The following is a 17,563-nucleotide window of genomic DNA, read 5'->3' on the forward strand; positions in this document are numbered from 1 at the left end:
TTGCTTGTCTACACAATGTCAGCGTGTGTAATCACTCAATGGCTGTGTTTTTCACGATGCCCTTCCGTTAAATGTGCTTTTTGAGCAGAAGATGCTGGTGGCAAGTGTTGCCATGCTACATTGTTCTGTAGGGCCATATAGTCAGTGAGTTTAAAACTAAAATCAGTGGTATTAGGTTTGAGGATAGCATGCGGTAAGTATTGTGCTTTACCCAGTTCAAACAGCCAATACTGTTTATCGGTTGAGGGATACTCTTGATAGCTGCCCGTTTGTTCAGCCGTGAGTTGATTGCGTGATACAAGATGAATACTGAGCACTGGGTAAACAGTCTGGATTTTTTGTACCCGCATATCGGCCCCTGGCACAGCAATTGCGCAATAGCGAATAGCTGACATCATAGCAGTTGAAATTTGTTGCCGTTGGCTAGTACTAACAGGTAAGTGATACCAGTGCGCTTTTCCTTGCTGAAATGCATGTACATAGCGTGGATGGCGGTGACGCACCATACCAGCAACTAATGTCAGTGTCGGATGTGTGGACAGTGATCGCTGACTATGGCGATAGCAAGTATGCTGATAGGCTATTTGTTGAGTGGCTGATTGCAACTGGGCATGATGTTCTTGATATGTCTCAATAGGATTAGATGAGGCAGGTTTCATGCTAGATGTTGCAAGCAGTATCGATGTTTGCCTATGCTCCATGGGCAGATATACCATAATGTGATCCCTCTTGACTTGCTACTGTCTTTGGCCTTTGTGGTCAGTCAACTTACTGCCTAATAGGGGGCATTTATTGATTGCCTATTCTTTAATACAGACCGCTCTTTTCAGTGTACATCCTGTTATTTATTTTGTGGTGATTTGGTTAAAAAAACGATTTTGTGCATCACAAAAGCGCGAGATAAATTACATTATTTGCTGTTACAGTGAGATATTATTGTATCTATAACAGCCAAATAATCAGTATCTAGCACAAAAAAGTAGCCAGTAATGTGGTTATCTAACCCGATGATGGATCACTCAATTGTGCTTGCTAAATAGCCTGTGTTTTTTTATCAATATTGCATGCCGCCAGTGTATGTGGGGCAAAATCATCTACATTAATGGCGTATAAACGCCCCTGTTCGGCACGGTGCAGCAGTTCGGCTTCGTGTGTGGAGATAGTACCGGCTTGCAGCGCATTTTCAGCCAGTTTATCGAGTGCCATTAGCGGGTGATTTTCCCCCGTAGTTTGACGCAGACGGTTGAGAATGGTTTCTGCAAGCAGTACATCCTCTAAAGCCTGCTCTAAACGGCCGGCAGGGTTATGCGGGCAGTTTTGTAAGAACTGGTTGCGCCCGAGCCTGCTGCGGGTCGCGCTGGGTGTTTGTAGAATACGGGCCAGCTGGTGATCGAGTTGATCATTCGGGCGGCGGTAGGTTTTTCCGAGCGGCAGCAGGCAAAATCTGAGTACTTTGGCGATAGCCGGTTGCGGAAAGTTTTGCAGTATTTCATCAATAGCGTGTTGGGCCAGATAGAGGTTATCTTGCAAGCTCCACTCCAGCAGAGGGAGGTCAGCTTCAGGGGAGCCATCGTCAGCAAAACGTTTGAGTGCGGCTGAAGAGAGGAACAGATAGCTGAGTAGGTCGCCCAGCCGTGCCGACAAACGCTCTCGGCGCTTTAAACTGCCACCAAGGACACCCATGCTGACATCAGAGAGCAGGGCAAGGTTGGCCGATAAACGGTTTAGACGCTGGTAGTAGCGGGTTAAGGTGCGGGCCTGTTTAGGGGCCGCGCTGGTACGTCCGTCGGTTAAACCTAGCCAAAGTGTACTGGCCGTATTGCTCAGGGCAAAACCCAGATGACCAAATAGTGCATCATCAAACTGCTTAACAGCCAGTGAGCCACTGCTCTTGGCTGCACTCATTTCAGCCAGTACATACGGATGGCAGCGAATTGCGCCCTGCCCATAGATAATCATACTGCGGGTGAGAATGTTTGCCCCTTCAACGGTAATGGCAATCGGTGCGCCTTGATAGGCTCTGGCCAGAAAGTTATTCGGCCCCATGCAGATCCCTTTTCCGCCGACAATATCCATAGCATCAATCACGCAACGCTGTGCGCGGTGGGTACAGTGGTATTTCACGATTGCTGAAATAACGGCCGGTTTTTCGCCCAAATCAATGGCGGTGGTGGTCAGGGTTGCGGCGGCATCGAGTAGATAGGTGTGCGCGGCAATTCGGGCGAGTGGCTCTTCTATGCCCTCCATGTAGCCAATCGGCATTTTGAACTGGCGGCGTATCCGTGCGTATGCGCCGGTAGCCAGTGCCGCGCTTTTGGTTCCGCCCGTGGTATTGGAAGGCAGGGTAATACCACGTCCGACCGAGAGGCACTCCATTAGCATTCGCCAGCCTTGTCCGGCCATGGTTTGCCCACCGATAATATAGTCGAGCGGTACAAAGACATCCTGCCCTTGTGTTGGCCCATTTTGAAACGGAATATTTAATGGAAAATGGCGTCGACCAATTTGTACGCCATCGGTATCCGTTGGGAGCAAGGCGCAAGTAATGCCTAAATCTTCAGAGATCCCCAATAAATGCTCGGGATCGTACAGCTTAAAGGCCAATCCGAGCACAGTTGCGACAGGGGCCAGTGTGATATAGCGTTTGTTCCATGTCAGGCGCATGCCTAAGATCTCTTCGCCTTGCCATGTTCCACGGCAGATGATGCCGGTATCGGGAATTGCACCGGCATCTGATCCGGCTTCTGGGCTGGTCAGGGCAAAACAGGGGATCTCTTCACCACAGGCAAGGCGTGGTAGATAGTGCTCTTTTTGCGCTGGCGTGCCGTAGTGTTGCAATAGCTCACCGGGGCCAAGCGAATTGGGTACGCCGACCGTTGAGGCCAGTACGCTGGAAACGCCAGCCAGTTTTTGTAAAACCAGTGACTGGGCATGGGCAGAGAATTCTAATCCCCCATACTGTTTTTGAATGATCATAGCAAAAAAACGCTGATCTTTGAGGTACTGCCAGATCTCGGGCGGCAGGTCTGCCAGCTCATGGGTGATCTGAAAATCATTGGTCATTTGGCACAGTGTGTTGACCGGCCCATCAAGAAATGCCTGCTCTTCATCACTGAGCGTAGGAATCGGGTAGGCATGCAGTACTGACCAGTCAGGTTTCCCACGGAACAGTTCACCTTCCCACCATGTTGTTCCTGCTTCGAGCGCCTCTTGCTCGGTTTTTGACATGCTTGGCATGATACGCTGAAATGCTTTCAGTGCCGGCAAGCTGAACATTCGGCGGCGCAAAGGGGCGATGTTTATCGATCCGATAACCAGTAAGACCAGTAGCCATACCCAGAGTGAAATTAGCTGCAAAGGAACCGTCAGCAGCGCACAACCGACTAAAATCAGTGCAGATTGATAAAGCTTGATTCGGTGATAGGCCAGCAGACCGAAAATACCGATAAAAAACACAAATGTGAGTAGCAATGCCATGATCGCTCCTTGAAGTCAGGGGCTATGATGTCTGAAACGGTGGTAGCAGAGACCGTATTGTCTGCTACAACGGCTTGAGAGACAGGAAGTGAGCCAACATCCGGTAAAGCTCATCAGGTTCGATTAGGTCAGAGGTCTGACCTGACTCTTATGATCTGTTTTAGACCAAATGATGACATTCATCAAGTTGTTTACATTTTGATTACATAAACTGTGCGCTGAGCAAGTTTATGATACCGAGGGCTGAGTTTTCTTCTCCCTTTTTTACAGATTCGGTACACTGCCAGTAGGATGCGGATGATTCGTGTTATTGCGTATTGTTTGCAGTGTTACCTTGCTTAACTTACCGAGCCTCTATTGACAGAAGGTCACGGTAAGCCCTGCATGTTGGTCATAAAAACAATGTATGCCAACAAAGAATGAGAGAGGTTTTCCGATGTACCATGATTTGATCCGCAATGAACTTAATGAAGCGCACACGGTTCTGAATGATTTTCTGGCCAATGAAGCTAATATTGCCAGTATTGAAGCCGCAGCCACGCTGATTGCTGATGCGTTTCGTGCGGGCGGTAAAGTCTTGTCATGCGGTAATGGGGGATCACATTGTGATGCTATGCACTTTGCCGAAGAGCTGACCGGCCGTTATCGTGAAAATCGCCCAGGTTATCCGGCCATTGCTATCTCTGATCCGAGCCATTTATCCTGTGTGGGAAATGATTTTGGTTATGATCATGTTTTTTCGCGCTATGTCGAGGCGGTTGGACGTGAGGGTGACGTATTGCTCGGGATCTCAACATCAGGGAATTCGGCCAATATCATTAAAGCAATTGCGGCTGCACGAGCTAAAGGCATGAAAGTTCTGACATTAACCGGTAAAGATGGCGGCAAAATGGCAGGTAGTGCGGATGTAGAGGTGCGGGTTGCTCATTTTGGTTATGCCGATCGTATTCAGGAGATCCATATTAAGGTGATCCATATTATGATTCAGTTGATTGAGAAGGAAATGGCCGCCGCGGAATAAACACCGGCGGTATAAAAGGAGTGGCTGATGTGTGAATTGCTCGGGATGAGCGCCAATGTACCGACCGATATTTGCTTTAGCTTCACAGGGCTAGCCAAGCGCGGTGGGCAAACTGGCCCGCATAAAGATGGTTGGGGGATCACCTTTTACGAAGGGCGTGGCTTTCGCACGTTTAAAGATCCGCTGCCCAGCGCACAATCGCGTATTGCGCAATTGGTGCAAGATTACCCGATTAAATCTTGCGCGGTAGTGGCACACATTCGTCAGGCTAACAGCGGGCCGGTTTCACTGGAAAATACTCATCCGTTTACCCGTGAGTTATGGGGGCGTTATTGGACTTATGCCCACAACGGGCAGTTGACCGATTTTACGCAATTGCCGACCGGCCGCCACCGACCGGTTGGTGATACGGATAGCGAGTATGCATTTTGCTGGCTGCTTAATCAGCTTGAATTGCGCTATGCCTCGGCTGTGGGTGCTGATTCACCGGCAGATCCGGCATTTAACCAGTGGCCTGCGTTGTTTGCATATATCGCGACGTTATGCGAGCAGTTAAAAGGTCTCGGCGTGTTTAATATGCTGCTCTCTGACGGCGAGTTTGTGATGGCCTTTTGCTCTACCCGATTACACTGGCTGACCCGTCGCGCGCCATTTGGCCGAGCTACACTGCTCGATGAAGATGTGGTGATCGACTTTCAGCAAGAGACAACGGCGAACGATGTTGTCACCCTAATAGCAACACTGCCGCTTACCCACGATGAGGTGTGGCAGCCAATTCCGGAAGGGGATTATTGCCTGTTTCGGATGGGAGAGTTAATTGCTAGGGTGTGAGGGCAAGCCTGATACGGCACTTGACGTGCGTATCAGGCTTATTACTTGGCCATTGATTGATAAACTAAATTTCATCAGGCATCAAAAACAGCTCTAACAGTGAGTTTAAAAACAACTTACCGTGCTCGGTGAGCTGCCATGTACTGTCAGTTTCAATGATATAACCTGAGCGGATCGCCTGATCAAGTGCCGGACGTACACTCTGTTCACTCAGACCCGTGAACAGTGGGAAATCAGCGCGTGGTGCAGGCTCAAGCAACCGGAAACGGTTCATGAAAAACTCAAATAGCCGATCATTTTCCGGTACTGGGCTGTGGTTATCAACATAACGGCCTTGCATGTAACCGCGTGGATGCCGTGTTTTTACTGTGCGCAAAATACGGCCATCATCAAAGGTAAACTTTCCGTGCGCGCCACAGCCAATGCCAATGTAGTCACCAAAACGCCAGTAGTTCAGGTTGTGCTGACACTGGTACCCCGGTTTGGCATAGGCAGAGATCTCGTACTGCTCGTAACCTGCAGCCGTCAGTAAAGCATGGCCCTGTTCGAAAATCATCCACAGCATGTCCTCATCCGGCAGCGTTGGCGGGCGTGAGTTAAACAGCGTGTTAGGCTCAATGGTCAATTGATACCACGAAATATGTGGTGGAGCGAGACTGATAGCGCGTTGCAGATCACTCAAGGCCTCTTCAAGGGTCTGGTCGGGCAGGCCATGCATCAGATCAAGGTTAAAGCTGCGCAGCCCCAGTTGGGTAGCCAGTGTTGCCGCTCGCACTGCCTCTTCCGGCCCGTGTATCCGCCCAAGACGTTGCAGCTTTTCACTGGAAAAGCTTTGTACACCGATAGAGATACGGTTGATGCCAGCCTGCTGATAACCGGTGAAACGATCTGCTTCTACCGTTCCGGGATTGGCTTCCATGGTAATTTCGGCATCAGGGGCGACCGGAATCAGGGCTCGCACACCGTCGAGCAGTTGTTGCATCGCTTCGGCTGACAGCAGGCTTGGAGTACCACCACCGATAAAAATAGTGCTCACTGTGCGCCCGCCTGCCAGCGGTAAATCTGCGCGCAGATCATTGAGCAGGTGCTCAATGTATTCAGCTTCTGGCAACCCCTCTTTGAGAGCGTGTGAGTTAAAATCACAGTACGGGCATTTCTGCACGCACCACGGAATATGGATATACAAACTGAGCGGAGGTAACTCAAGCATGAGCCATGGCTTCCCGTAGTTTTTGCAGTGCCTTTGCACGGTGCGAAACCGCTTTTTTCTGTTCAGCAGGCAGTTCAGCAGACGTACAACCTAATTCTGGGATAAAGAAGATCGGATCGTAACCAAAACCACCCTGTCCGGCAGCTTGCTGGGTAATAACGCCTTCCCACTGACCATGGCACACCAGCGGTGTTGGGTCTTCTGCATGGCGCAAATAGACCAGCACGCAGTGAAAACGAGCGCGTCGTTCAGCGTCTGGAACATCGGCTATCACTGTCAGCAGCTTGTTTAGGTTGTCAGTATCACTGGCATGTTCACCGGCATAACGTGCTGAATACAGCCCCGGAGCACCGCCGAGTACATCCACGGCAAGGCCGGAGTCATCGGCAATCGCCGGTAATCCGGTCAGGCGACTGGCGTGGCGTGCTTTTAAAATGGCATTTTCGATAAATGTTAGGCCCGTTTCATCAGCAGACTCTATGCCAAACTCGCTTTGTGCGATGACATCTAAACCGAAGCTGGCCAGTAGATCGGCCATTTCACGTACTTTGCCCTGATTACCGGTTGCTAATACCACTTTTTGCATCACAAAATCCTGTATTCTGACTGAAAAATTGATTTCAGAAAGGGTAACGTGCCGCAGGCCGACTGTCAGCTATTGTTGGTGAAGAAAACGGTTATTGATCAGTATAGAAGGTCTGCTGGAATTGTAATGTACCGCCGCTGAATGTTTCTTGGCTGTTTTTTGGACGGTTGATTTGCAGTGAGAAGCGGTAAGTCTCTTCGTTGACGACCGGAATTTCTGCCAGATAGTAGTGTGCTTCACCTTCTTGGACGCTGCGAAAATTCAGTTCACGGGTATTACCGATCAGATTTTGTGCCGTACCGGTTAGCGCAATGGCTTGCGCCGGTTTTCCCGCTTTATTGGGATCAAGTGCCGTCACATTGAGAATAATACGGTAGGCGCTGCGGGTTAGACCGTATTGGGTGGCAATCGCTGGACTAAGCAATGTTGAGGGAAAGGCGCTGTAATGCACTTCAAGGCCGCCAACCTGTTGTTGTTGCTCGGCATGGGCAATCGGCCCAACGAACAGCAGCGTACCAGCAAACACAACGTACAGGAGTCGACTGATAACTTGGCGTACTCTTTGTAATACGCCAGTACTTGCGCTGTTGTGATGTATGCGGCAGTCAGTGGTGAGTTTGGGTGAAATCAGCATCTGTTTCCTCCGTGAAACACGTGCATTATGAGTAGTCGGCAGTTTTAGTCACCGATAGTTTTAGTCAACCATCAGCAAATACTCAGTCAGAGAGTAGCAGTTTTTCTATCTCTGGGGGGATCTGCTGCGGCTGCGCTATTCTGACCTGCTTATGCCGGCCAAGTTCGCCTTTTTCGATACAAATTTGCCCTTTGGCTACGCGAAACTGTTTCGATAAAAACTTGGTGAGATGCGCATTGGCTTTTCCATCAACGGGCGGGGCGGTGATCGCAATTTTTAGCTCTTCACCGTGCAGCCCGACTATCTGGTCACGGCTGGATTTCGGCTGAATATAGAGGCGCAAAATCAGCGCCTCATTGTGGATATCCTGCTGTACCGCAGCGTGTGGTGCTGTACTCACAGTTGCAGCCAGATGAAGCCGAACAGGTCAGTGCCCAGATAGTTCAGTGCAATCAGGATAATTGACAGCAGCATGACCGACAGATCCAGCCCACCCATTGGTGGTAAAATTCGGCGCAGTGGGGCAAGCAGAGGCTCAGTGAGCTGGAACAGCACGTAGTCCATCGGGCTGCGGCCTTGGCTTACCCAGCTCAGCAGTGCTCGGATCAGCAACACCCAGAAGATCATCTTACCGATGGCTTTTACCGTTGCCAGCAGACCAAGCAGCAGATAGCCTGAACTCCAGAATGCCGCACCGGTTTGCACAACTGCAATCAGCGGGAATTTGATGATCTGAATAACCACTACCAGTAGCAGAGTCGCGATATCCCAGCCACCGATACCCGGAATGAGGCGTCGTAGTGGTGCAACAACGGGTTGAGTTGCTTTGACAACAAACTGTGAAAACGGGTTATAAAAATCAACGCGTGCCGCCTGCATCCAGACGCGCAGCAGCAGAATAAACACGTACAAATCAATAAAGGTACTGAGCAAAAAAGTTAAAGATTGCATCGCTACGCCTTGCAGTTAAGATAATTAAAATAGTTTTTCCATTTCCTGTGCGCGTTTTACCGCGGCTTGCATAGCTTTGGCAACAGTTTCTGCCAAATGTTCTTCGTTAAATACCCGAATTGCCTCAGCCGTTGTGCCGCCTTTGGAGGTGACTTGTGCTCGCAAGGCTTCAAGTGATAGCTGAGGATTTTCATCAACCATACGTGCCGCCCCCAGTGCTGCCTGCTGTACCAGTAAGCGTGCTATTTCAGGTGAGCATCCCATTTGCTGTGCTTCGGCCTGCATCGCCTGCATAAATAAGAAAAAGTACGCAGGAGCACTGCCTGATGCAGCAATCACACTGTTAATGTCGCTCTCAGCCGCTAGCCAGCAAATTTTTCCAACCGCGCCCAGCAGTTGTTCGGCATATGTGCGGTCGGCAGCGGTAACGGCCGCTCCTGCATATAAACCACTCATGCCCGCACCGAGCAGTGCCGGCGTGTTCGGCATCACCCGAATAATGCGTTGCGCGCTAGGAAGCAGTTGTTGCAGGCGCGCGATAGAGACACCTGCAGCCAGTGAAATGACCAGTTTTCCGCGCATATCCATATCATGCAAAGTGATTAACGCTTCGGCCATATTTTGCGGTTTTACACCTAACACCACCACCTGTGCATTGCTGGCTGCATCAAGGTTTGAAGTATCGGTTCGAATACCATAACGCTCACCTAACTGGTGGCGCGTTTGTGCGGTTCGATTGGTGGCGCAAATAGCTTGGGGTGGATAACCGGCTTTACATAGCCCAGCAATAATGGCTTGCGCCATATTGCCTGCACCTAAAAATGCAATGTGTGGAGAGTCCTGTTCCGTTGTCATCTTGATGACTCCTTGTTTTTTATGCTTTTGTATGGCGTGGTAACGGTATCATAGCGCACAACTGATTTTCGTGTTTATACCGAATAATGTATACCAATTCACCTATACTGAGCTTATACCGAATACGCTCTTGCACCAAAAATAGCCGTACCAATACGAACTAGCGTACTGCCTGCGGCAATGGCCGCATCAAGATCACTGCTCATTCCCATAGAGAGTGTATCGACCTCTGGATGAGTTAGCTTTAGCTGTTCAAATGCTGCCTGTAAACGGGCAAATTCAGCATATTGCTCATCATAGGTGGCCGTTTCTTCAGGAATAGTCATCAGTCCACGCAGTTGTAAGTGCGGCAATGTGGCGATCAGATCAGCTAATGGCTGAATTTGGGCGAAATCGACCCCTGATTTACTGGCTTGCTGACTCACATTGACCTGAATTAGCACATTTAACGGTGCTTTGTCGGCTGGCCGCTGTTCGTTCAGGCGTTGAGCGATTTTGGCGCGATCAACGGTGTGCATCCAGTCAAAATTTTCGGCCACCAAACGGCTTTTGTTACTTTGTAGTGGGCCGATAAAGTGCCAGACAAGCTCTGCTCCCTCAGGTTCGGTGGCAAAGAAAGTGATTTTATCCACCCCCTCTTGCACATAATTTTCACCAAATGCCCGTTGTCCAGCGGCAATAGCTTCTTGTACCGCACTCACTGGTTTGGTTTTACTCACCGCCAGCAGCGTGACAGATTCTGGAGACCGCTCGCATTTTACAGCGGTAGCGGCAATTTGTTGATTCATCGCGTCTAGGTTTTCTTTAATATTTCGCATGCTATTGTTTTCAAGGAAATGAAATGGATATCACAGAACTGTTGGCTTTTAGTGTAAAGCATAATGCCTCGGATCTGCACCTTTCTGCGGGTAATCCGCCGTTGATTCGTGTTGATGGTGAAGTGCGTCGCGTTAATATGCCTTCTCTCGACGGGCGCGAAGTGCGTCGTCTGGTGTATGACATTATGAATGATGTGCAGCGCCGAGATTTCGAAACCGAGATGGAGCTTGATTTCTCATTTGAACTGGCCGGTATTGGCCGTTTTCGGGTCAATGCCTACCAGCAGCAGCGCGGCATTGCGGCCGCTCTTCGCACTATTCCCACAGATATACCAACATTAGACCAATTAAACGCGCCTGAAGTGTTTCGGAATATTGCCATGCAGCCGCGTGGCTTGGTATTGGTCACCGGCCCTACCGGTTCAGGTAAGTCAACCACACTGGCGGCGATGGTCAACTATGTGAATCAGCACCAACACCACCATGTGCTGACCATTGAAGACCCGATAGAGTTTATTCATACCAGTAATAAATGTTTGGTTAATCAGCGTGAGGTGCATCGGCACACCCACAGTTTCAGTGCCGCATTGCGCTCGGCGCTGCGTGAAGACCCTGATGTTATTTTAGTGGGGGAGTTGCGTGATCTGGAAACCATCCGTTTAGCCTTAACTGCGGCTGAAACCGGACATCTGGTGTTTGGTACGCTGCATACCAGTTCCGCCGCTAAAACCATTGACCGTATTGTGGATGTATTCCCCGGCACGGAAAAAGATATGGTGCGGGCGATGTTATCTGAATCACTAAAAGCGGTGATTTCACAGGTATTGCTGCGCAAAGAGGGCGGTGGTCGAGTTGCAGCGCATGAAATCATGCTAGGTACTCCAGCCATTCGTAACCTGATCCGTGAAGATAAAATCCATCAGATTTACTCGATTTTGCAAACCAGTTCACGGCAAGGCATGCAAACGTTAGAGCAGGCGTTAACCACGCTAGTTAATCAAGGTGTTATTCGTCAGGAAGAAGCACAGCGCAAGATGAACTCCATGATGGATGGCATCAATAACGGCAACAGCGGCAGTTATAACAACAGCAGCGCGGGAGTGATGGGGCATGGTTTCGCTGGATGATTTACTGCAAGAGATGCTGCGCTGTGGGGCATCAGATCTGTACATTTCCGTTGATGTTGCCGCGCAATTGCGTATCAACCATGAGTTGAATGCTTACGGTGATCCGTTGGATATTAATACGGTGACCGAGCTGGTGGGGGCAGCAATGGGGCCCGACCGATTTTTGGAATATTGCCGCTTGAAAGAGGGCAATATGGCGCTGGTTCGGCCATTTGGCCGTTTTCGTGTTTCAGGGTTTTGGCAGCGTGAGTTGCCGGGTATGGTGATTCGTCATATCCGCACCGATATTCCGACGATTGATGAGTTAGGTTTACCGCCATTAGTCGGTGAGCTGGCGATGACCCGTAAAGGGTTAATTTTAGTCGTAGGGGCAACCGGTAGCGGTAAAACAACCACACTGGCGGCGATGCTGGGATACCGCAATCAGTATGATCAGGCGCATATTCTAACAGTTGAAGACCCGATAGAGTTTATCCACCCGAATAAGCGTTGTTTGATTACGCAACGTGAAGTGGGGATGGATACCGAGAGCTATGAAATTGCGCTGAAAAACGCGTTGCGTCAAGCACCCGATGTTATTCAAGTGGGGGAGATTCGGGCGCGCGATACTCTACAACATGCGGTCTCATTTTCTGAAACAGGCCATTTGTGTATCGCTACACTACACGCAAACAATGCTAGTCAAGCATTAGAGCGAATGGTACATATGATCCCCGAAAGTAGCCGTGAAGCATTTTTGTTTGATTTATCCAATAACCTGCGGGCAATTATTGGCCAGCAGTTAGTACCAGGAATTGTGCAGGGAAAACGCTTGCTGGTGCATGAGATTTTGATCAATACACCACGGGTGACCGACTTGCTGCGCAAAAATCAGCTGTTTGAGCTGCGAGAGGTCATGGCGCGCAACAGTGAAATAGGAATGTGTACGTTTGATCAATCACTGTATGAGCTGTATCGCCGCGGGCTTATCAGTTATACCGATGCCATTCACTATGCTGAGTCAGCCAATGATTTACGCTTGCAGATCCGCAGTAACGGTGATGAAGATTTTTCGCAAAATACCTTTGATAACGTTACCGTTGATTTGGGATAACTGGATTGGGTTTTAAGCCACTGAATAAGGTCAGTGGCTTATCGGGAGGGAACGCCGTTGGGTGGGGATTACCCCAAATTTTGCTCAAACCAGCTCTCTAAAATGACGCTGGCGGAGGTGGCATCAACGCGGCCTTTATCAAGTGCACGATAACCGCCGTGTGAAAACAGGTGTGAGCGAGCCTCGACGGTAGATAGCCGTTCATCATGCAATGCGATAGCCTGCCCAAATCGACCATGGATCCGGTTAGCAAATTTGCGGGCCAGTGCCGTTACAGGTTGTTCTGTGCCATCCATATTCAGAGGTAAGCCGACGACCACCAAATCAGGTTTCCATTCGTTGAGCAACTTTTCTATTTGAGCCCAATCTGGAATACCATCACGGGCTTTAAGTGAAGCTATCGGCCTTGCGGTAGCCGTAATCTCTTGCCCAATTGCAACACCGATACTTTTGGTACCGAAATCAAATGCCATCATGGTCCGGCTCATGCGTGGCCTGCTTGTAGTGCGATTTGGCGAATATCAATGCCTAACTTTTTAGCCGTAGTTTGCCAACGTTCACTGATGGGAGTATGGAATAAAATATCAGCATCAGCCTCGACAATCAGCCATGCATTCTCTTTAATCTCAGCTTCGAGCTGATCTTTATCCCAGCCAGCATAACCCACAGCAACCAATATATTCTCGGGTTGTTCGGCAGTACCTAGTGCCCGCAAGATATCACCTGATGTGGTGATCATCACGTCAGAAGAGAGTTGTATACTAGAGTCAAATTTATCACACGGCGTATGCAGGATAAATCCACGATCTGGCGCTATCGGCCCACCGGCGAGCACTTGTTTGTCAAGGCGCTTGTTTATATCACGTGGTTCAGGTGTGATCTCAACTTGGGTTAGCATCTCTTCAATGGTCATCTCTGCGGTACGGGTTAAAGCTATACCCATTGCGCCATCAGTGGATGAATGCTCACAGATATAAATAACGGATTTTTTGAAAAACGGATCTTGCATGCCCGGCATGGCAACAAGAAAATGGTTTTGCAAGTTCATTGTTTGTCGGGTTCACTCGTTGTCAATACAGCAAGCAGTATGCCGCGCTGTGGTGAGTAAGTCACCTATCAGTGATGATTTATCATTGAGATCAGGCGAAGGGTTTAACCGATTTCGCCTGATGCTCTCTGCGTTTAAGTGGCATTTTTGCGGTTATTACGCAGGTTGTTTGCCATGGTTATGCAGATTATTGCGCGATGCGGGCTTCGATGGCATCCATCAACATTGCGGTAATCGAGACCGGAAATGCCGCTTCAATTTCGCGGATACAGGTTGGGCTGGTGACGTTGATTTCGGTGAGTTTATCGCCGATAACGTCAATACCGACAAAAATTAGCCCTTTTTGCTTTAAAATCGGAGCCACAGTGCGGGCGATATGCCAGTCTGATTCGGTCAGCGGGCGTGCTTCGCCACGGCCACCGGCTGCCAGATTTCCGCGTGTTTCACCCTGTTTAGGGATACGGGCCAAGCAGTACGGAACTGGCTCACCATCTACCACTAAAATTCGCTTGTCACCGTCAGTAATGGCCGGCACAAAGGTCTGTGCCATGCAGTAGTTTTGCTCATAGTGAGTCAGGGTTTCGATAATCACTGACAGATTAGGATCGTTCTCTTTCACACGAAAAATAGATGTTCCCCCCATACCATCAAGCGGCTTGAGAATAATATCGCCATGCTTTTGATGGAAGGTGCGGATCATGTCAGCACTGCGGCTAACCAGCGTTGTTGGTGTAAGTTCTGGAAACCAGGCGGTAAACAGCTTTTCGTTACAATCGCGCAAGCTTTGTGGTTTATTGACAATCAGTGTACCTGTCTCTTCGGCACGCTCAAGAATATAGGTTGCGTAGATGTATTCAGTATCAAACGGCGGGTCTTTACGCATTAAAATAACATCAAGATCACCCAGAGAGATATGTTGCTCAGTACCAAAATCATACCAGTGCTGTTTATCGTTTTGCACCGTGAGTATACGGGTACGCGCTTTGGCTTCACCACGCTCTAAATAGAGATCGGCCATTTCCATATAGTGCAATTGATAGCCGCGTGTTTGTGCTTCTTGCAGCATCGCAAAGCTAGAGTCTTTTTTGATGTTGATACCCGCAATCGGGTCCATCACGATACCCAACTTAATCATATGTACTCCTTAAACTTAACCGAGGTCGCCAAAGCGAACTTGTAGTGCAGTAATCGCGGTAAGCGCCGCAGTTTCTGTGCGTAATACCCGTGGGCCGAGCAGCGTTTCGGTAAAATGATAAGTTTCAGTCATCTCTATCTCTTCTGCCGATAACCCACCTTCAGGGCCAATCAGTAAACGTATACCTGCTGGTGGCAGTGTAGGTAGCGTATTAATGCTATAGCGTGCGCGCGGGTGTAAATTTAGTTTTAAGCTACCATCTTCTTCTGCACACCACTGTTCAAGTTTCATTAATGGGCGAATTAGTGGCACGGTATTACGGCCGCACTGCTCGCAAGCTGCAATAGCAATTTTCTGCCATTGCTGGATTTTTTTCTCCATTCGTTCAGCATCGAGTTTAACGCCACAACGTTCAGAAATCAGCGGCGTGATCACGTTCACACCTAACTCAACAGATTTTTGAATGGTGAACTCCATTTTTTCACCGCGTGAGATCACCTGCCCAAGATGCAGTTGTAAAGGTGACTCACGATCATCTATATGCTGGGCAGTGATATTCACCTGTACCTGTTTTTTGCTGTTTTCGGTGATGCTGGCACTGAACACCTGATTGCTGCCATCAAACAGTGCGAGCGGATCGCCTACTCGCATGCGCAGTACGCGCCCGACATGGTTTGCCGCATCGTCTGAGAGTGCAACAGTTTGCCCAAGTTCTATGGGATTAGGGTGATAAATACGGGGTATGCGCATAGGTCACGAGTGCTATGTAGTAGTCAATGATCTGGTCATTTTAACATGCCTCTCAGGACGCTGCTGCTTTGTATCAAAACTTGTTTTTATGTGATCTAGATCTTGCTGTTAGTTAGCTGGCTAACTATACTTGAAGCCAGCTATATGAGCATGGTTGCCCTCAATATTATCAGATTGATAAGCAGTATATGTTCTGGCATTCAACAGAGGATTTATGATGAGGTAAACCGGTGTCGATACAACATCGTTTAACATTAGATTATTGTGAGAAACATCTTCCAGAACTTGATCTTGAACGCATTCGCTTATCAATAGATTTTTTTGATGAAATGGATAAATTACGTCTAGGCTTAGTGCAGATAGCCGAACTATCTGGCCTACAAGCGGGGCGTTTTTATATTTTGCGCGTACTTTTTGTGACACCGGGACATGCACTTTTACCCAGTGATTTAGCACAAATATTAGGGGTTGCACGTGCTTCTATTACCAAACAGTTGGGGATTTTAGAAGGGCAAGGAATGGTTGAACGGCAGGTAAATCCTGATGATCGTCGTTCGGTTTATGTGCACTTAACTGCAGCCGGACATGCCTTTATGGCTACTGAATTACCATTATATTTGCAACGGGTTGATCGCGGCTTAACGGGTTTTGAAACAGCACATTTTAGTGCAGTCGTAAAGCAGTTACGGCAAGTATTAACCGGTATTGAACATGAGTTAATGAGTACAAGTGATCCCCTATGAGTCTGTCTCTTTCTGATACATTTCTTGCTCATGATGTGGTGTTTTTTGACATCTATATTCCACGTTTAGTGATGTTAGGTTTATTGGCATTTATCACGATGTCGTTATTGATTCACTTTATTTCTCGTCGCCAATGGTTACGTCATCTATGGCATCCCCGTTTAGTACTCTGGATTAGTGGTTGTGCGTTATTGGCGCTATTTAGTTTGCTATATCAATAAGCCTGCTTCACAGGTGAATCTCAATTTAACGAATACTATTTAAGAAGTGATTATGTCCGTAGATATCCGTCGCCGTAAGGTTTTTGTATCGCTGGGGATTATTGCCGTTGCACTGCTCATGATTGTAGGCGCATATGAGTATCATACCAGTTCACCGCAGACTCGCCATGCAGTTGTTCGTGCTCATATTATATCACTCGCACCTGAAGTTAGCGGTACGATTGTAGAGATGGCTGTGACTGATAATCAGCCAATAAAAAAAGGGCAATTGCTGCTGCGTATTGATCCACGCCCCTATCAATTAGCGGTAGATAAAGCCCAAGTTGACTTGGCAAATGCACAACAACAAGTCCAACAGTTAGAAGAGGGCGTAAATAATGCACGTGCCAGTGTTGAGGCAGCCCAAGCGCGTTATCAATATGCATTGAAAGACTTATCGCGTATACAGCGTTTATGGCAACAAAAAACAATGCCACAAAGCAGTTACGATCAAGCCCAGCGTGATGTCAATATTACACTGTCTGATTTACAAGCAGCTCGTAGTAAACAGGCACAAGCACAAGCACAACTGGGTATTATGGGCAAAAATAATATCTTATTACAGGCCGCTAGAGTTACGTTGGCAAAAGCACAACTTGATTTAGATCGTACGTGCTTATATGCCGCAGCAGATGGCTTTGTCTCTGCTGTTAATAATCATGCAGGTGATTTTGCACAAGTGGGTAAGCCTGTGATTGCACAAGTGGATGCCGAACATATGTGGGTAGAAGGGGCATTCTCTGAAACTGATTTAGCAAAGATAAAGCCAGGAATGAAAGCCGATATTACCCTGATGGCTTATGGTAATCAGGCCATTCCAGGGCATGTCGACAGCATTGGTAGTGCCGTTGATCCGCAAGATATGGGCAATGCAAATAGCCTTGTACCTAATTTACCAAAAGTATTTGACTGGGTACGTTTGGCACAAAACATCCCAATAAAAGTGGTTTTTGATAAGCGGCCTAGCGATCTGCAAATCTTACCTGGTCTAACCGCGACGGTGAGTTTAAAAGCAGAGTAATCA

20 protein-coding genes are annotated in these 17,563 nt (G+C 48.4%); 7 read left to right on the plus strand and 13 right to left on the minus strand.

Translation table 11 applies throughout. From position 1 onward, the window contains the following. Window positions 1-35 precede the first annotated feature (35 nt). Together ACRC53_RS06885 and fadE are read right to left on the minus strand one after the other, a co-directional pair. A complete protein-coding gene (locus tag ACRC53_RS06885) occupies window positions 36-659 on the minus strand; it encodes a hypothetical protein (RefSeq protein WP_438642755.1) in 624 nt (207 codons plus the stop codon). A gap of 373 nt (window positions 660-1,032) precedes the next feature. Continuing rightward, a complete protein-coding gene (gene fadE, locus ACRC53_RS06890; protein ID WP_438642756.1) occupies window positions 1,033-3,477 on the minus strand; it encodes an acyl-CoA dehydrogenase FadE in 2,445 nt (814 codons plus the stop codon). A gap of 436 nt (window positions 3,478-3,913) precedes the next feature. Here fadE and lpcA point away from each other — a divergent pair, with 436 nt between their 5' ends. Beyond that, complete coding sequence (lpcA, locus tag ACRC53_RS06895; protein ID WP_438642757.1) at window positions 3,914-4,498, plus strand: D-sedoheptulose 7-phosphate isomerase; 585 nt, start codon at window positions 3,914-3,916, stop codon at window positions 4,496-4,498. A gap of 27 nt (window positions 4,499-4,525) precedes the next feature. Further along, a complete protein-coding gene (locus ACRC53_RS06900; protein WP_438630973.1) occupies window positions 4,526-5,329 on the plus strand; it encodes a class II glutamine amidotransferase in 804 nt (267 codons plus the stop codon). A 64-nt stretch (window positions 5,330-5,393) separates the two neighbouring features. Here the strand turns inward: ACRC53_RS06900 and hemW are convergent, their stop codons facing one another. The 7 genes from hemW to ACRC53_RS06935 form a co-directional block, all read right to left on the minus strand. Continuing rightward, the gene (gene hemW / locus ACRC53_RS06905) at window positions 5,394-6,539 is read right to left on the minus strand and encodes a radical SAM family heme chaperone HemW (protein WP_438642758.1); all 1,146 of its coding nucleotides are present in this window, start codon (window positions 6,537-6,539) and stop codon (window positions 5,394-5,396) included. Continuing rightward, window positions 6,532-7,125 carry an XTP/dITP diphosphatase gene (locus ACRC53_RS06910; RefSeq protein ID WP_438642759.1) on the minus strand — a complete coding sequence of 198 codons (594 nt, stop codon included), beginning with the start codon at window positions 7,123-7,125 and terminating at the stop codon, window positions 6,532-6,534. Before ACRC53_RS06910 ends, hemW begins: the two co-directional genes overlap by 8 nt. Window positions 7,126-7,216: 91 nt before the next feature. Continuing rightward, window positions 7,217-7,759: a DUF4426 domain-containing protein gene (locus tag ACRC53_RS06915; protein WP_438642760.1), complete on the minus strand. Its 543-nt coding sequence runs from the start codon at window positions 7,757-7,759 to the stop codon at window positions 7,217-7,219. An 82-nt stretch (window positions 7,760-7,841) separates the two neighbouring features. Continuing rightward, window positions 7,842-8,123, minus strand: coding sequence for a DUF167 family protein YggU (yggU, locus tag ACRC53_RS06920; protein WP_438642831.1), 282 nt, complete (start codon window positions 8,121-8,123; stop codon window positions 7,842-7,844). 32 nt (window positions 8,124-8,155) lie between these two features. Then, the gene (locus ACRC53_RS06925; protein ID WP_438622394.1) at window positions 8,156-8,710 is read right to left on the minus strand and encodes a YggT family protein; all 555 of its coding nucleotides are present in this window, start codon (window positions 8,708-8,710) and stop codon (window positions 8,156-8,158) included. 24 nt (window positions 8,711-8,734) lie between these two features. Next, complete coding sequence (gene proC, locus ACRC53_RS06930) at window positions 8,735-9,565, minus strand: pyrroline-5-carboxylate reductase (protein ID WP_438642761.1); 831 nt, start codon at window positions 9,563-9,565, stop codon at window positions 8,735-8,737. Between the two features lie 113 nt (window positions 9,566-9,678). Further along, complete coding sequence (locus ACRC53_RS06935) at window positions 9,679-10,383, minus strand: YggS family pyridoxal phosphate-dependent enzyme (protein ID WP_438642762.1); 705 nt, start codon at window positions 10,381-10,383, stop codon at window positions 9,679-9,681. Between the two features lie 23 nt (window positions 10,384-10,406). Here ACRC53_RS06935 and ACRC53_RS06940 point away from each other — a divergent pair, with 23 nt between their 5' ends. Next, window positions 10,407-11,510: a type IV pilus twitching motility protein PilT gene (locus tag ACRC53_RS06940; protein ID WP_438642763.1), complete on the plus strand. Its 1,104-nt coding sequence runs from the start codon at window positions 10,407-10,409 to the stop codon at window positions 11,508-11,510. Then, entirely contained in the window at window positions 11,494-12,603 is a 1,110-nt protein-coding gene (locus ACRC53_RS06945) for a PilT/PilU family type 4a pilus ATPase (protein ID WP_438630351.1), read from the plus strand. Before ACRC53_RS06940 ends, ACRC53_RS06945 begins: the two co-directional genes overlap by 17 nt. 68 nt (window positions 12,604-12,671) lie before the next feature. Here the strand turns inward: ACRC53_RS06945 and ruvX are convergent, their stop codons facing one another. From ruvX to rsmE, 4 genes are all read right to left on the minus strand, one after another. Further along, window positions 12,672-13,091 (minus strand): Holliday junction resolvase RuvX, encoded by a 420-nt coding sequence (ruvX, locus tag ACRC53_RS06950; protein ID WP_438642764.1) that lies wholly within the window; start codon window positions 13,089-13,091, stop codon window positions 12,672-12,674. Continuing rightward, a complete protein-coding gene (locus tag ACRC53_RS06955) occupies window positions 13,088-13,651 on the minus strand; it encodes a YqgE/AlgH family protein (RefSeq protein WP_438642765.1) in 564 nt (187 codons plus the stop codon). Before ACRC53_RS06955 ends, ruvX begins: the two co-directional genes overlap by 4 nt. A 187-nt stretch (window positions 13,652-13,838) precedes the next feature. Continuing rightward, window positions 13,839-14,786, minus strand: a complete 948-nt coding sequence (gene gshB / locus ACRC53_RS06960; protein ID WP_438642766.1) for a glutathione synthase — start codon at window positions 14,784-14,786, stop codon at window positions 13,839-13,841. 15 nt (window positions 14,787-14,801) lie between these two features. Then, window positions 14,802-15,536, minus strand: a complete 735-nt coding sequence (gene rsmE / locus ACRC53_RS06965; protein WP_438642767.1) for a 16S rRNA (uracil(1498)-N(3))-methyltransferase — start codon at window positions 15,534-15,536, stop codon at window positions 14,802-14,804. 230 nt (window positions 15,537-15,766) lie between these two features. On the opposite strand from rsmE, the gene ACRC53_RS06970 reads away from it, so the two are divergent. From ACRC53_RS06970 to ACRC53_RS06980, 3 genes are read left to right on the plus strand one after another with little or no spacing between them, the layout of a single operon-like run. Next, window positions 15,767-16,279, plus strand: a complete 513-nt coding sequence (locus ACRC53_RS06970; protein ID WP_438642768.1) for a MarR family winged helix-turn-helix transcriptional regulator — start codon at window positions 15,767-15,769, stop codon at window positions 16,277-16,279. Further along, window positions 16,276-16,500 carry a DUF1656 domain-containing protein gene (locus ACRC53_RS06975; protein WP_438642769.1) on the plus strand — a complete coding sequence of 75 codons (225 nt, stop codon included), beginning with the start codon at window positions 16,276-16,278 and terminating at the stop codon, window positions 16,498-16,500. Before ACRC53_RS06970 ends, ACRC53_RS06975 begins: the two co-directional genes overlap by 4 nt. 52 nt (window positions 16,501-16,552) lie before the next feature. Beyond that, window positions 16,553-17,560, plus strand: a complete 1,008-nt coding sequence (locus ACRC53_RS06980; RefSeq protein WP_438642770.1) for an HlyD family secretion protein — start codon at window positions 16,553-16,555, stop codon at window positions 17,558-17,560. Window positions 17,561-17,563 lie beyond the last annotated feature (3 nt).

The organism is Plesiomonas sp. (assembly GCF_051652165.1).
GTDB lineage: Bacteria > Pseudomonadota > Gammaproteobacteria > Enterobacterales > CAMTGL01 > Plesiomonas.

Coding starts and splice junctions, on each gene's coding strand:
- hemW (WP_438642758.1), bottom strand. CDS start 6,539: ATGCTTGAGTTACCTCCGCTCAGTTTGTATATCCATATTCCGTGGTGC.
- fadE (WP_438642756.1), bottom strand. CDS start 3,477: ATGGCATTGCTACTCACATTTGTGTTTTTTATCGGTATTTTCGGTCTG.
- ACRC53_RS06910 (WP_438642759.1), bottom strand. CDS start 7,125: ATGCAAAAAGTGGTATTAGCAACCGGTAATCAGGGCAAAGTACGTGAA.
- ACRC53_RS06945 (WP_438630351.1), top strand. CDS start 11,494: ATGGTTTCGCTGGATGATTTACTGCAAGAGATGCTGCGCTGTGGGGCA.
- ACRC53_RS06925 (WP_438622394.1), bottom strand. CDS start 8,710: ATGCAATCTTTAACTTTTTTGCTCAGTACCTTTATTGATTTGTACGTG.
- ACRC53_RS06940 (WP_438642763.1), top strand. CDS start 10,407: ATGGATATCACAGAACTGTTGGCTTTTAGTGTAAAGCATAATGCCTCG.
- ACRC53_RS06955 (WP_438642765.1), bottom strand. CDS start 13,651: ATGAACTTGCAAAACCATTTTCTTGTTGCCATGCCGGGCATGCAAGAT.
- ACRC53_RS06915 (WP_438642760.1), bottom strand. CDS start 7,759: ATGCTGATTTCACCCAAACTCACCACTGACTGCCGCATACATCACAAC.
- proC (WP_438642761.1), bottom strand. CDS start 9,565: ATGACAACGGAACAGGACTCTCCACACATTGCATTTTTAGGTGCAGGC.
- rsmE (WP_438642767.1), bottom strand. CDS start 15,536: ATGCGCATACCCCGTATTTATCACCCTAATCCCATAGAACTTGGGCAA.
- ACRC53_RS06900 (WP_438630973.1), top strand. CDS start 4,526: ATGTGTGAATTGCTCGGGATGAGCGCCAATGTACCGACCGATATTTGC.
- gshB (WP_438642766.1), bottom strand. CDS start 14,786: ATGATTAAGTTGGGTATCGTGATGGACCCGATTGCGGGTATCAACATC.
- lpcA (WP_438642757.1), top strand. CDS start 3,914: ATGTACCATGATTTGATCCGCAATGAACTTAATGAAGCGCACACGGTT.
- ACRC53_RS06975 (WP_438642769.1), top strand. CDS start 16,276: ATGAGTCTGTCTCTTTCTGATACATTTCTTGCTCATGATGTGGTGTTT.
- ACRC53_RS06885 (WP_438642755.1), bottom strand. CDS start 659: ATGAAACCTGCCTCATCTAATCCTATTGAGACATATCAAGAACATCAT.
- ACRC53_RS06935 (WP_438642762.1), bottom strand. CDS start 10,383: ATGCGAAATATTAAAGAAAACCTAGACGCGATGAATCAACAAATTGCC.
- ruvX (WP_438642764.1), bottom strand. CDS start 13,091: ATGAGCCGGACCATGATGGCATTTGATTTCGGTACCAAAAGTATCGGT.
- ACRC53_RS06980 (WP_438642770.1), top strand. CDS start 16,553: ATGTCCGTAGATATCCGTCGCCGTAAGGTTTTTGTATCGCTGGGGATT.